Genomic DNA, 12,738 nt, shown 5'->3' with positions numbered 1-12,738 from the left:
TTTTCCCCTCGCTCATTTTCCCCTCGCTCATTTTCCCCTCGCTCATTTTCCCCTCGCTCACATCGTATAATATGACGGGAGCTCCTTTCTGCTCAACCTCTTCTTCTAATTGCCGTATCATTTTGTTCAACTGACGGGTCACGATAAAGCGCATAATAAAAACAATCGGTAAGAATAAAAAAGTACAGGCAAACATCCATGCTAGTGGCTCGAATACGACAAGAGAAACAAAGTCCTGCCCTCTCCATATCTTAACGACAACAGTTATAACTATTGGAGCAGTCGCCATGACCGTAGAAAGATAGAATATTTTTTTATAGTCTTGCCAAACAAGAGAAAGCTGCTTTTTATCAAACATTCTGCTGCTTTTTATTTCGGGGAGTTCTGTTTTAAGGCAATATCGCGTTCATTCAACACGCATTTCAGTTCCTTTTTCACGCGACAATAAAGCCTCGCACGCTTGATAAACAGGTAATAAATGACAACGATTGGCGCCCATATTAAAACACCTAAGAGCGTAAAGAACAGGAAAGAAATGGCTATTAATGTTATAAGACTACTCGTCATTTTGTCCCCCTTCCACATTCTGCATACGCATTGCCTGATCGCGTTGTTGTATCGCTTCTTCCAATTGTTGAAGTATTTTGTTCAATTTTCTCGTTAACTTTATGCACATGATCCCAATGATCGGAAAAAAGAGAAGAACCCCTAACCATATAAGGCTCAACAGCTGCATGATAAAGGCAACATTATCATTTTTCCACCATATAAAATTTGCGATAGAGAAAGCAGATTGCAAAACAGAAAAGAGAATAAGGATAAAAAAGATTATTTTACATTCTTTTGAATAAAAAGGCAGAGATTCTTTGAAGTTAAGAAAGCGCATTTTCGCATCAAGGGTCTTATGGGCGAGATTGTGTCTTTTCATTTCTCCCAGATCATTGCACAATTGTTGTATGGCTTGCTTTTTTTGCGTTGTACTCTTTTTCAAGTCTTGAGAGAGTTTAAAAGATAACCTGATATGTTTGATCAACCGGTAAGGAAGCCGGATCATAACCATAAACATTACAATGGCAATGATGGTGAACCCTAAAAAAACCAAAAATTTTATAACAATAGTCACGTGTTTCCCCTATCGCATTGATGTGAAATCATCATTTTTATTCTCTTCTCAAGCAACCATTTCTAATTTCTTTATTGTTTTTTTCACGCCATAATGAAGGAGACTATGGAAGATTAAAATGACAGGTAAAGCGACAACAATACACGCACAAAACCAAAACAGCAGCTGCATGCCAAAAACGCCAACCTTAAACAATAGAGGCATATAATTGTGTAAAAAAATCACAGATTTTGGAAAAAAAGCAAAAAAAGCGAGCAAAACTGCGAAAACCACAATCACAATGAAAGCTAGAAAAAAGATGATACAATAATCTTTTCTTGAAAGTTCCAAAGATTCTTGAAAAGAAAGGGGGCTGAACTTTATTGCACAAACTGTATTTTGTCCTATGCTGACTTTCTGATTATGCCCCAAATTCTGTAATGCACCCTTTTTTAATTTCCGCCGCATCCCACACAACAATATTGTCCGTTTTATCAAAGAATAATAAAGTACCAAGATTGTCATCAGAGTAGAAAAAAGTATCATGATCTCCCCGAGAAACATGACAGTACTCCACCATACTGTAGTCAAAATTACAAAAGTACTTATAAAAGAAGCAGCCACTTATTTTCCTATTGTGTTCTGTTGAGAAATTGGTTGTCTAGCTGTTGCTGCTCTGGCAATGTATCCCACAGCTTCATCATTTCCTTCACCTCCCGTTTAGAGATAGCGTTAAAGACAAAAAAGAGTGGAAAGAACACCACAAGAACACCAAAAATCATTTGCGGCAAGAGACATAAAAAAGCCCAAACACTATTCCATCCCGCGTCACGCAAAAACACGATTGCAGGATTATTTTCAAAAGGCTGTTTCAAGATCTCCTTAATCATTTTTCGAAGATCTCCTTGTTCCATTTGTCCCAGTGCTTGAAACTGTTCTTTGGATATAACGTGAAAAAACTCCAAAGGATTCATATAGACAGTCGCGGCAAAAAGCACCAACAAGAGGATAGCCAAACACAAAATGATGACGTAATCTTTTCTTGAGAGAGCCGTCCATTTTTTGAAAACCGCACACTGATTTAACACGGGCTGTGACGCAAAAGCCGTATTTCCCTTATGGGCAGATTGGTGTTGTGATTTATCTTCGATCATACGGATATTTTCTCACTTCTAACATGCCCACTCACTCTTTGAGAACATGCAACCAGCAAAACCGGTTTATCTAGCACTCTTTTCACCATGAAACACGCGCTATAAGCCCCTTTAAGTCTATTTTTAAAATTTCTCATACGTGACAACATACAATCCCTAAACCTTACAAGCACAAATGCCATTGTATCCTCTTATCTATTACCCACACTTCAAAAGACAATGTTTCACAAAACTCAACAAGCAAAAATATTCAATCTAAGAAATATCTGATGTGTAAAGTTTACAAACAATACACTGATTTATAACAATTTATTGTTTTTCATATTAAATGAGAACCCTAAATACCGTAGGATTGTCTTATTCCAAACCTATTCCATATTAAATCAACCCAAACCATGTCTCTTGCGCGTTACAAGCAGAAAGAGCCATATAGAGTAAAACATTAAGAAAGGATGATAAATGCCTCTAAGGAAGCGCCTCAAATGCCAAGGGCTGTCGCAACAATGAGAGCTGGCAAAATGTGTGATGCTATAGACTTTCTTCTTCACAAGCGTAAAAATGGAAGTGTGCAATAAATTTTATATTATTCAAACTTTATATGGATTTCATTGGGGACTTTATCGTTATACCCTTCATGAGCACCCTTGAAAAATGGGCAAAAGAGAGCCCTAAGACATGGCTCTTTAAAAAGCAACACAAACAAAGTCAAACAAGCAATCGATTATCCAGTATGAAAAACGTGCGACAAACAACCTTAATCCTCATTTGAAAGCTTCTTAATCAAAAAGGCTTCATTTTAAAAATTCTTCATTAAAGATGAAATATCTCACAGCCCCCACATTTGTATAGCCCCTACATTCATCAAGGCATCTCTTATAAAAGCATCTTCTTATAAAAACAGCCTCTTTCGATAATGCATTCCGTCCTTTAAACGACATCCCCTCGTCTTATGATGAGATCCATTAAAACGGAAAATTTTATACTCTATAAAGGATACTTATAAAGGATACACCAAACAAAATAGCGAGATCATTCACAGTTTATTTTAAGCCGATAAACGATATTTTATTTGAAAATATAGGGCATCTTATGCTATTATAATAGAATGCGGAGGTTTGCTTTTTGCCGCTCTCTGCCACTCAACAGAAGACAATATATCTCCTATAAAGGATAAAAGTATGCTTAACAGCGTGATGTATATCAAATATCTTGGGAAAGCGCCCAACAACAAAAAAATAAGAGAACCCAAATAAAAAGCTTCCAACTTAAGAAAACAATGACCTTTCAAAAGTGGAATTGAAAAATTTCCACAAAGCGCTCGTGAAAAAAGAGACAAATAATCCCATTAGAAAAAACTTCCTATTAGAAAGACGATGACATGCCCTTGAAATCCATTGTTATTTTTTCATTCACATTTGACAAAAATTTTCCTTCAATCTCTCAAGAACAGTTAAGAAATATTTAGAAAGCAAATAATCCGCTAGCAATAAAAAAATAAGCATGACAGGGGCGGAAGATAAGACTGATAGGGATAAGATAAAAAAGGTAAGAAACCACCTTAAAGATGATTTTTTCGCCCCACACCGTTGCTTTTCTTTGCATTTAAAACGCCTTTAGTATCGTTTGTTTTTTGATCTGCAACGGCTGATATTTCCCGGTATTTGCTCACTCCCCCCCCAGTATTTTCCCCCTTTTAAGTATTTTCCTCTTTTTAAGTATTTTCCCCCTCTTAAGTATTTGCTCCCCCCAATATTTGCGCCAAGTGCTTTTTACATCACTGTCCCCCATCAACAGACAGTTTCTTTTTCATTCAAATGGTTAAGTTCATGAAAATACGTAAAAAACGCGGTAGATCGAAAATAACAGGAAAGCGAGAGCCCAAAGGCCGTATTTCACGTGCCCAAAGCTCCAGCGAATCTGGGCTTCAATCTGCGATTGAAATGCGTGCAAAACACTTTGGTTTAAGCTTCGAAGAAGCGAAAAATCCGCTTGTCGGAACCTATATTGGGCGTCTTTGTTTGCTTGGCTATAAAGAGGCTTCATCAGGCATCAGTAAAGAGCAATATGACACGGCGCAACAATACTTGCAAATTAGAAACGACTATTTATGTGCAAAAGGTTTACCAAACGGTTATTATGATGGTTTTACGCACAGCGCATCAGATGAGAAAGCAAAAAAGCAATGGGTCCAAAGAGCAACGGAACACTATGAAGCTATGCAAGAAGCGATTAAAGAAGCACAATATCTACATCGTCAACACAACTTTCATGCGGCATTACACTATCTTGTTATAGAAGATCAACCGCTACCTAATCTTGTTGGTTCGTTGCGTATTATTCTTGATGCCCTTTATAAACATTTTGACAGTTCTACCCAAAAGAGCCTTGGCTAAAACACCCATCATTTCCTCCCCCTCACAGGATAAAGATTCTCCCCCTCCTTTTATAACATGCCTCTTTATAACCAACCAGCGCCTTTATAAAGTCCCCCTTTGGCAAATGACACTTGAGAACCTCTGAGCATGCCCTTTCATAGAATTTCATGGGATTGACAAGCTTAAAGCGCACAACAAACAAGCTTAAAAATATCCACTATAAATCAATAGCTTATCATTAAAACAACCCGTTGATCTTTGACAAAATTAAAAGCATCATCCCTTAAACGAAAGAAAAAGCCCCTACCAACAATCTCCTCCCTCATCAACAACTGCACCGATAACCCTCCCCCCATCACATCACCACTAATACGACAGCCAGCATAGCCCCAATCACCCCCACAAATCGCCAACACCTAAAGCTTTGCCCCGCAACACCTTCCAACCACCGCCTTCCCAATTCCATCAATAAAATACCACGGATTTCAAAACCACAATTCTCCTTTCATCTTGTCCCCTCCTTTCTCAAAGGAGAAAATGTTTTTTGCCACATCAAAAACTTTTCCATTAAAACAAGATATTTTGCTGCATAGCCAATGAATGAGCTTTTTTCTGTAGATTTTTTCCCGCGATAAAGGAGGAAAAATAATCGTTTTGCGGTTGACAGAATATGAAAAATCGTATTTAATGATGGATGCGGTAAGGGGTTTTCTGCGTCCAGATTTCATCATAAAATTTTCGCATTATCATAGACTATTATAAGTTATTATAGACTGTTATAAAACAGTGTGTTTCGCGACAATGTTTAAAACTTTACGGTTTGAAGGTATCTTTCGTCCTTTTCTGACTGTTTTCTTTTGCATTACACAATTTGCATCACCAACAGCCCCATAATTTTGAGATTTTCAAAACAAGTGGTATTCAATAAGGGCTCTCAATAGAACGCCCTAATAATCCCCCCATAAAATACCAATATCATACATCACAGCAATGATGAGCAATACACGCATAAAAATATGAAAACGACATCATTATGCTCTCATCGCCTCACCTTTTAAGATGCAAAGGCTTGTTTTTCAAAACATTGTTTAGCCAGAATTGAAGAAATAATATCACTTATCGATCATCAACATAGAGGCTAAGATTATGAAGCCACAAGATTCTCCCCCACCACATTCCTCACAAACCCCAGAAGGTGCAAGTGCACCTGAAGGGGCGCATGCAAATGCATCATTAGACACTCTTACTGCACATTTAGAACGGCTTAACATTGAAAAAATAAAAAACACCCCTTTTAATCGTGCGGAATTAAAAGATATTATTGCCGGTTTAGAAAAGCATAATGCCGATGGCAGTTGGATCAAAAATTATTATGATATTTTAGATCTTTACATGATGCCAGCCTTGGTCGATCAAGCAAATCGTAAATATCCAGAGATGAATCTCAAACTTACAAGCCCCCCTGACGGCTTTGCCCTTGCACTCAAAGAAACGCTCGAAAAGGGCATAAAATCTTCTAGGCTGATCGTTAACGCACAAGATAGGGGAATTCATTTTGCGGTTGTCGATCATCAAACCATTGATAATAAAACATCTTTGATCTTTTTTGAACCGACCTTACTGCGTGACACGCTTCCCGCATTACTTGCATTAAGAACGCGAAAATCCATTGAACATCACCAATTTCCGAATATTCATTTTGCCATGGTAGAAATGGATATTCAACGAAGCTCCTCTGAATGTGGGATGTTCAGCTTAAGCCTTGCCAAAAAGCTTTATCTCGAAGCTCAAAAATTAGAAAGACTACACAAAGATAATATTAAGGGTGTGTTATGTGAACCAGACACGCCTTTACCTGCTGAAAAATTAGATCCATATCTTCCAGCTCGTTTATACAAACACGTGCAAGGAAGAAGACGTCTTGGGGAATATCTAAAAGCCAATCCAGAAGCAGCACAGGAGAAAGTAAACAAAAAAGGCGAAACCCTAAACGAGAGGTTTGAGAGAAGCTTGGTAGCAACAGAGGGAAAAACTGTTTCCGTTTCACAACACAGAAAAAGAGCCACAGAATACAAATCTCTAATGATGTAATAAGCGTTTTGGCCATAGCCATATTCCACATCCACAAAGAATGAAGCTCTGCGGCTTTACGGTAAGATATAAGTTGCTGTTAGCAAATCTTCTTTTGAGGTAAAGATGCAAACAGTAAGCAACGTGACCTCTTAAAAGACAAAAAGATACCTTACCTTTGACTCTGAAAAGCGGGGGATTTTTTCTTTCGTAACAAAATTTTTTAAATAAAGATGATTTCATCTCTTTGTTTTTTTAGATAAAAATCTTTCCTGCAAACATTGTTTAGCCAGAATTGAAGAAGATAATATCACCTATCGATTATCAATATGGAGGCTAATAGTATGAAGCCACAAGATTCTTCCCTCCCTCATTCCTCACAAACACCAGAAGGAGCAAGTGCAAATGCATCGTTAGACACTCTTACTGCACATTTAGAACAACCCAGTAGCGAAAAAGGCAAAAATATCCCATTCAATCGTGAAGAATTAAAAGATATTGTTGCCCGTTTAGAGGATGATATCTCAACTGGTCGTTGGTTCACAGCTGATTATGCAAGTACAGACCTTAAACTAATGCCAGCCTTGGTAGATCAGGCAAATCGTAAATATCCCGGCATGCGTCTTCAATTGGCAGCGTCATCTCACGACTTTGCCCTTGCACTCAAAGAAGCCATCGAAAACGGCGTTCAATCTTCTAGATTTATCATTCACACAAAGGACAGGGGAATCCATTTTTCAGTGATTGATCATCAAACCATCGATGACAAAACCTCCGTGATATTTTTTGAACCTACAACACTCAACAATATGAAACCAGCAGTGCTGGCATTAAGAACACAATTGGCTCTTAAAGCGCATGAGTTGCCCAATTGTTCTTTTGCCATGGTAGAAATGGATATTCAACGAAGCTCTTCTGAATGTGGAATGTTCAGCTTAGCCCTTGCTAAAAAGCTTCATACCGAATCTCAAAAATTAGAAAGACTGCATAAGGATAATGTTAAGGGTGTATTATGTGAACCAGATACACCTCTATCTCCTGAAAAGTTAGATACATATCTTCCAACCACTTTTTACAAACACGTGCAAGGAAGAAGACGTCTTGGGGAATATCTAAAAGCCAATCCAGAAGCAGCACAGGAGAAAGTAAACAAAAAAGGCGAAACCCTAAACGAGAGGTTTGAGAGAAGCTTGGTAGCAACAGAGGGAAAAACTGTTTCCGTTTCACAACACAGAAAAAGAGCCACAGAATACAAATCTCTAATGATGTAATAAGCGTTTTGGCCATAGCCATATTCCACATCCACAAAGAATGAAGCTCTGCGGCTTTACGGTAAGATATAAGTTGCTGTTAGCAAATCTTCTTTTGAGGTAAAGATGCAAACAGTAAGCAACGTGACCTCTTAAAAGATAAAAAGATACCTTACCTTTGACTCTGAAAAGCGGGGGATTTTGTCTTTCGTAACAAAATTTTTTAAAATAAAGATGATTTCATCTCTTTGTTTTTTTTAGATAAAAATCTTTCCTGCAAACATTGTTTAGCCAAAATTGAAGAAATAATATCATTTATCAATCATCAATATAGAGGCTAAGATTATGAAGCCACAAGATTCTTCCCTCCCTCATTCCTCACAAACACCAGAAGGAGCAGGTGCAAATGAATCTTTAGAAGACCTTATTGCACGTTTGATGCAAAGTTCCATCCAAACAGAAGAAGAACATGTTGCACCGAGTTCTGACGAATTAAAAGATATTATTACAGGCTTAGAAGATGATCTTGTCACCGGCCGTTGGATTAACGCTTATTATGAAAACACAGATATTAGATTGATGCCGGCTCTCGTAGAAAAAGCAAACAGCAAATATCCAGAAATGAATCTCAAATTGGCTCTTACAGCAGAAGAGTTTTCGCACGCCCTAAAAGAAGTCGTTGAGAGCGACGCAAAATCTGCCCGATTTATAGTAAATTCGGGAAGCAAAATCCACTTTGCCGTCCTTGATTATCAAAAAGTTGATGAGAAAATCTCTTTGATTATGCTTGAACCTACAACATTTCAGAATATCACAGCTTGCAAACTAGGGATAAAAATAAATCAAACCCTTCAATGTCTTCAACTGCCTCCTTATTCTTTTACCACGGCAGAAATGGATATTCAGCGAAGCTCTTCTGAATGTGGGATGTTCAGCTTAAGCCTTGCCAAAAAGCTTCATCTTGAATCTGATAAATTAGCAAGATTGCACAAAGATAATGTTAAGGGTGTATTATGTGAACCCAACTCATCTTTATCTGCTGAAAAGTTAGATTCCTATCTTCCAACCACTTTTTATAAACATGCGCAAGGAAGAAGACGTCTAGAACAATATTTAAAAGTCCATCCGGAAGCTGAACATGAAACAGTCAACAAAAAAGGCGAAACTCTGAGAGAGAGATTTGAAAAAAACTTAAAAACAACAGAGGGAAAAACTGTTTCTATTTCCTCGCACCAAAAAAGGATTACTGAATACAAATCTTTAACGATGTAATTGAGGCTTTTCCATATTCCTATTCATCAAAGAACGAAGAGATGCTGCTTTACGGCTAAGATTTCTCTAAGCAAACCAGCTTTTGCGCTCATAAAACAAAAATAGCACAAACAACTTTCCTCTTAAAGAAAAAGCACCATTGTCCTATAAAAACCAGCCCCTCTTAAAATTGTATCAAAATTCCACAGCTCTTGTTAGCCCAAAGCTCTGTGTAACAATGAGACTCTTTGGATAAGCAAAACGTTTGATACATAAAATATTTAATGCTTTCGTCTTCAGTAAAAGCATATGTCTTGTTTTTCTGAGAGTATCCACTTCGTATCTCAAACACCCCCACATCAATGCCATACGACCAAACAACCGCAATAGACCAACACTTATCGTGCATCAACCCAACAGCTTCCCGCACCCCAAGAAGGCTCCATCAAAAACACCAGGAAAAGCTCTTAAAATCTACAACCTCTCTTAACGGAAAACACCAGCCAAACTATTACTCCTCTTGCCCAGCCATTATTCCACTTACCCAACTATTATCCCTTTTGACCAACCATTCCCCCATTCCCTAAGATGTCATAACCAACCTTTTGATTTCATAAAAGTTTCACATCTCTTCTGTTTTTGAAGCGTGAAAAATTCATTTTTAATCTGTCAACCAGCCTCACGTTAACGTGAGGCTTTATTTTATGGAGAAGCAAATGAGAAAAATATCATCAGCAGGGCTTGCGCTCATTAAACAATGGGAAGGATTGCGTTTACAAGCCTATAAAGATGCCATCGGGGTGTGGACAATTGGCTATGGTCATACCAGCGCGGCTGGTAAACCGTTCGTTCACAAGGGCATGATCATTACTGAAAAACAAGCAGAAGAAGTTCTTTCTCAAGATTTAAGACAATTTGAAAATACCGTTGAAAAACATGTGACGGTTTCTTTAACGGATGAACAATTCGCCGCGCTCGTATCGTTTTGCTATAATATAGGAACATCGGCTTTTTGTAATTCGACCCTGCTCAAAAAACTCAATAATGGCGAATATGAAGCCGTCCCTGCTGAGTTACAAAAGTGGACTAAAGCAGGAGGAAAACGTCTTCACGGTTTAGTGCACCGTCGTGCAGCAGAATCGGGATTATGGGCAAAAGGGGCTTATGTTTCTCCCAACTACCAAACTGTAGAAACGCAAGCTCCAATGGGATTTTTCAAAGCAGAAGCGCTTACACCGATTATTGGTTCTTTTTCTGGACTTGGGGGCTTATTGGCAGGCAATGGTCCCATCCAATGGGCATTAGCAACCATTATGGTTTTAGCCGCCTGCGTTGGCATTTTCTTTGTGGCAAAACGGTTTCGGGAGCAGCGCTTATGATGTGGTGGTTGAAAAAAAATCTGATGATAACAGGAGCGGCTCTGACCGCTTTTTTTATCGCTTTAGCAAAAGCTTTCACTCTTGGAAAGAAGGTTGAACAACAAAAGCAAATAGAAAAAACGCTAAAGTCATCAACAACACGGCTAGAGGTGGAAAATGAAATTAATCAAAAAAGTGATGCTGATATACGCGCTGCTCTTACTCACTGGTTGCGCGATAAAAACAATCAATGAGCCTTTTTCTTGCGTTGGTTGGATGCCCATTTATTTAGACAACAAAGATCTCAATATCATCAGTTCAAATCTCGCAAGAGATATTTTAAAGCATAACAAACAAGGGGAACACATGTGTGGGTGGAAACATGGCTAGAAAAAAAACGGAAAAACAAACAGAGCTTACAGAAAAGGAAAAAGAAGTCCTACAAGAAATCATCACAACGTATAAAAGTGTAAAAATGATGTCACGCTATACGAAATGGATTATATTCATCATTTTCTTATTAGCACTTGATTTTTCACGGATCGTAGATGTGCTGGGAAGTATTTTTACACAAAAATCGAATATTCAGCTCTAAAATAAATAAAAAACGTGAGACGTGTTAAATCTTTTAAATATAAAAAGCCATTCGTTATTTTTTGAAAACATGGAGATTTTATTGATGATTTTTCATGTCTCACGAGAAATTTTTATACACTCTTCACAAACACTTTCATGAAATGAATTTAGGGGTATGAAGAGAGATTTTTAACCAACGCGTAAGTCAGCAACTTTGGTAACATAAGAAAAGGATCATACCAACATACATTTTTTTAATAAACTATTGATATCCAAATGATTTTATACTCTTCATAAATAGCATTGCCAAGAATTTGTATTAAAAGACATTTCTTTTAAAGAAGTGCATAAACAAGCAATGTAATGGTAGCCTTACATAAAGCCTCTCATCTTTACGTTGAATAAAAAAGCAAGCCGGCTCCTCTCACCTTCCCAATTCCCTGCCTCCCAATTCCCTGCCTCTCAATACCCTGCCTCTCAATGCCCTGCCTCCCAATTCCCTGCCTCCCAATTTCCACCCTCTCAATGCCCTGCCTCTAAATACCCTGCCTCCCAATTCCCTGCCTCTCAATTTCCACCCTCTCAATTCCCTTATGTTCTATGCATAAAGGTCAAGTTGAAGAGAATATATGGAAAATCCTTGGCTCGAAAATATGAAAAGAAGGCATGAGGCTACAACAGAATTTCGCGTGCCTTTATCATCAGAAGCATTAAAAATTCTAACACAAGCACGCCTACTGTCTCGTAATGATTTTTTTCGGCTACCTGTCATGGTCCCCTTAGTTCAAAAATTGCTCCCCACTCAAGAATTTTCTGTCACAATATAGGCAACAAACAGAACTTGAGTATAACAATATGGGTTTGGCTCCAGTTTAGGTGATGAGCTTACCGAAAAAAAGATGAGAGCAAGGCGAAAAATTAGCTTTTATCTTTAAGCTTCTCAAATGGAGCAGTCTCCCCATTTCAGAGATCAACGAAACAGAGAGATGCTTATTCTCCTATGCAAAAGCTTGAAATACCAGCATCTTATTCATAAAAAAAAACAAACCAGCCCCATCATGCTCTTTTCAACTCTGTCTTTCCAACGCTCAATAGGTACTAACTCTTAACTACTGACTCTTTTTAACTACTGACTTTTAATGATTGCGTTGGTTCATAAAAACCGTAGTGACCTCTCACCTTATGAAGCACAAACCCAGGATTTTTTAACGATGCATGCATAAACCTGAAATAAAAAAACAGAACTGTATTAGGAATAAATGATTATAAATCAAATGGTTATATTTTTATTAGCACAATATTTTCAAAGGAAACCACGATCCCCGCACAATAGAAACATTTCATAAAAACAAGAGAAAAAGCTATGGATTAAGAGTGAAATTCATTCACAATAACGGTAGATCAACCAGAGGAGAATAGAACAATCCTATAAGATAAAGAAACTATCATAAAAGGAAAAACTGTATGAAACGTGAAAAAGCATAAAAAAAAACGGGCACAGAAGGCCCGTTTCTTTATTACTTCTATGGAATAAGAGCTTAGAAATCCATTCCGCCCATTCCACCCATTCCACCAGCAGGCATCGGAGGCATTAGTGTATCT

Annotated in this window: 12 protein-coding genes and 1 pseudogene; 8 read left to right on the top strand and 5 right to left on the bottom strand. The window is 37.9% G+C overall.

Features of this window, described 5'->3' with window-relative positions; genetic code table 11:
• The 4 genes from ACFIMI_RS07805 to ACFIMI_RS07790 all read right to left on the bottom strand — a co-directional run.
• A partial coding sequence (locus tag ACFIMI_RS07805) for a hypothetical protein (protein ID WP_375692421.1) occupies nucleotides 1-358 on the bottom strand: 358 nt, incomplete at its 3' end.
• A 198-nt stretch (nucleotides 359-556) separates the two neighbouring features.
• The gene (locus tag ACFIMI_RS07800) at nucleotides 557-1,123 is read right to left on the bottom strand and encodes a hypothetical protein (RefSeq protein WP_375692420.1); all 567 of its coding nucleotides are present in this window, start codon (nucleotides 1,121-1,123) and stop codon (nucleotides 557-559) included.
• Between the two features lie 48 nt (nucleotides 1,124-1,171).
• A complete protein-coding gene (locus ACFIMI_RS07795) occupies nucleotides 1,172-1,648 on the bottom strand; it encodes a hypothetical protein (protein ID WP_375692419.1) in 477 nt (158 codons plus the stop codon).
• An 86-nt stretch (nucleotides 1,649-1,734) separates the two neighbouring features.
• Nucleotides 1,735-2,256, bottom strand: coding sequence for a hypothetical protein (locus ACFIMI_RS07790; protein WP_375621575.1), 522 nt, complete (start codon nucleotides 2,254-2,256; stop codon nucleotides 1,735-1,737).
• Nucleotides 2,257-4,082: 1,826 nt separating this feature from the next.
• On the opposite strand from ACFIMI_RS07790, the gene ACFIMI_RS07785 reads away from it, so the two are divergent.
• The gene (locus ACFIMI_RS07785; RefSeq protein ID WP_375692418.1) at nucleotides 4,083-4,649 is read left to right on the top strand and encodes a hypothetical protein; all 567 of its coding nucleotides are present in this window, start codon (nucleotides 4,083-4,085) and stop codon (nucleotides 4,647-4,649) included.
• 206 nt (nucleotides 4,650-4,855) lie between these two features.
• Here ACFIMI_RS07785 and ACFIMI_RS07780 read toward each other — a convergent pair whose 3' ends face one another.
• Nucleotides 4,856-5,044, bottom strand: a complete 189-nt coding sequence (locus tag ACFIMI_RS07780) for a hypothetical protein (protein ID WP_375692417.1) — start codon at nucleotides 5,042-5,044, stop codon at nucleotides 4,856-4,858.
• A gap of 733 nt (nucleotides 5,045-5,777) precedes the next feature.
• On the opposite strand from ACFIMI_RS07780, the gene ACFIMI_RS07775 reads away from it, so the two are divergent.
• The 7 genes and pseudogenes from ACFIMI_RS07775 to ACFIMI_RS07745 all read left to right on the top strand — a co-directional run.
• Nucleotides 5,778-6,722, top strand: a complete 945-nt coding sequence (locus tag ACFIMI_RS07775; protein WP_375692416.1) for a YopJ/AvrA family T3SS effector serine/threonine acetyltransferase — start codon at nucleotides 5,778-5,780, stop codon at nucleotides 6,720-6,722.
• A gap of 323 nt (nucleotides 6,723-7,045) precedes the next feature.
• A complete protein-coding gene (locus ACFIMI_RS07770; RefSeq protein WP_375692415.1) occupies nucleotides 7,046-7,972 on the top strand; it encodes a YopJ/AvrA family T3SS effector serine/threonine acetyltransferase in 927 nt (308 codons plus the stop codon).
• A 324-nt stretch (nucleotides 7,973-8,296) separates the two neighbouring features.
• Nucleotides 8,297-9,223, top strand: coding sequence for a YopJ/AvrA family T3SS effector serine/threonine acetyltransferase (locus tag ACFIMI_RS07765; RefSeq protein ID WP_375692414.1), 927 nt, complete (start codon nucleotides 8,297-8,299; stop codon nucleotides 9,221-9,223).
• 695 nt (nucleotides 9,224-9,918) lie between these two features.
• Nucleotides 9,919-10,581, top strand: coding sequence for a lysozyme (locus ACFIMI_RS07760; RefSeq protein ID WP_375611604.1), 663 nt, complete (start codon nucleotides 9,919-9,921; stop codon nucleotides 10,579-10,581).
• Nucleotides 10,578-10,814, top strand: coding sequence for a hypothetical protein (locus tag ACFIMI_RS07755; RefSeq protein WP_375611603.1), 237 nt, complete (start codon nucleotides 10,578-10,580; stop codon nucleotides 10,812-10,814). The genes ACFIMI_RS07760 and ACFIMI_RS07755 overlap by 4 nt, the downstream gene beginning before the upstream one ends.
• Before the next feature lie 128 nt (nucleotides 10,815-10,942).
• Nucleotides 10,943-11,155, top strand: coding sequence for a hypothetical protein (locus tag ACFIMI_RS07750; protein ID WP_375610233.1), 213 nt, complete (start codon nucleotides 10,943-10,945; stop codon nucleotides 11,153-11,155).
• 569 nt (nucleotides 11,156-11,724) lie between these two features.
• Nucleotides 11,725-11,894: pseudogene (locus tag ACFIMI_RS07745) on the top strand (integrase); the annotation flags it as partial.
• Between the last annotated feature and the right edge of the window lie 844 nt (nucleotides 11,895-12,738).

The sequence above is a fragment of the Bartonella sp. AP4SXKL genome (assembly GCF_042195845.1).
GTDB lineage: Bacteria > Pseudomonadota > Alphaproteobacteria > Rhizobiales > Rhizobiaceae > Bartonella.
The sequence above is the reverse complement of the archived record's forward strand: the minus strand, read 5'-3'. Positions and strand labels throughout refer to the sequence as shown.

Bases quoted from the DNA above. Each gene is read 5' to 3' on its own strand.
- ACFIMI_RS07795 (WP_375692419.1), bottom strand. From the start codon at position 1,648: ATGATACTTTTTTCTACTCTGATGACAATCTTGGTACTTTATTATTCT.
- ACFIMI_RS07790 (WP_375621575.1), bottom strand. From the start codon at position 2,256: ATGATCGAAGATAAATCACAACACCAATCTGCCCATAAGGGAAATACG.
- ACFIMI_RS07785 (WP_375692418.1), top strand. From the start codon at position 4,083: ATGAAAATACGTAAAAAACGCGGTAGATCGAAAATAACAGGAAAGCGA.
- ACFIMI_RS07775 (WP_375692416.1), top strand. From the start codon at position 5,778: ATGAAGCCACAAGATTCTCCCCCACCACATTCCTCACAAACCCCAGAA.
- ACFIMI_RS07770 (WP_375692415.1), top strand. From the start codon at position 7,046: ATGAAGCCACAAGATTCTTCCCTCCCTCATTCCTCACAAACACCAGAA.
- ACFIMI_RS07765 (WP_375692414.1), top strand. From the start codon at position 8,297: ATGAAGCCACAAGATTCTTCCCTCCCTCATTCCTCACAAACACCAGAA.
- ACFIMI_RS07760 (WP_375611604.1), top strand. From the start codon at position 9,919: ATGAGAAAAATATCATCAGCAGGGCTTGCGCTCATTAAACAATGGGAA.
- ACFIMI_RS07755 (WP_375611603.1), top strand. From the start codon at position 10,578: ATGATGTGGTGGTTGAAAAAAAATCTGATGATAACAGGAGCGGCTCTG.
- ACFIMI_RS07750 (WP_375610233.1), top strand. From the start codon at position 10,943: ATGGCTAGAAAAAAAACGGAAAAACAAACAGAGCTTACAGAAAAGGAA.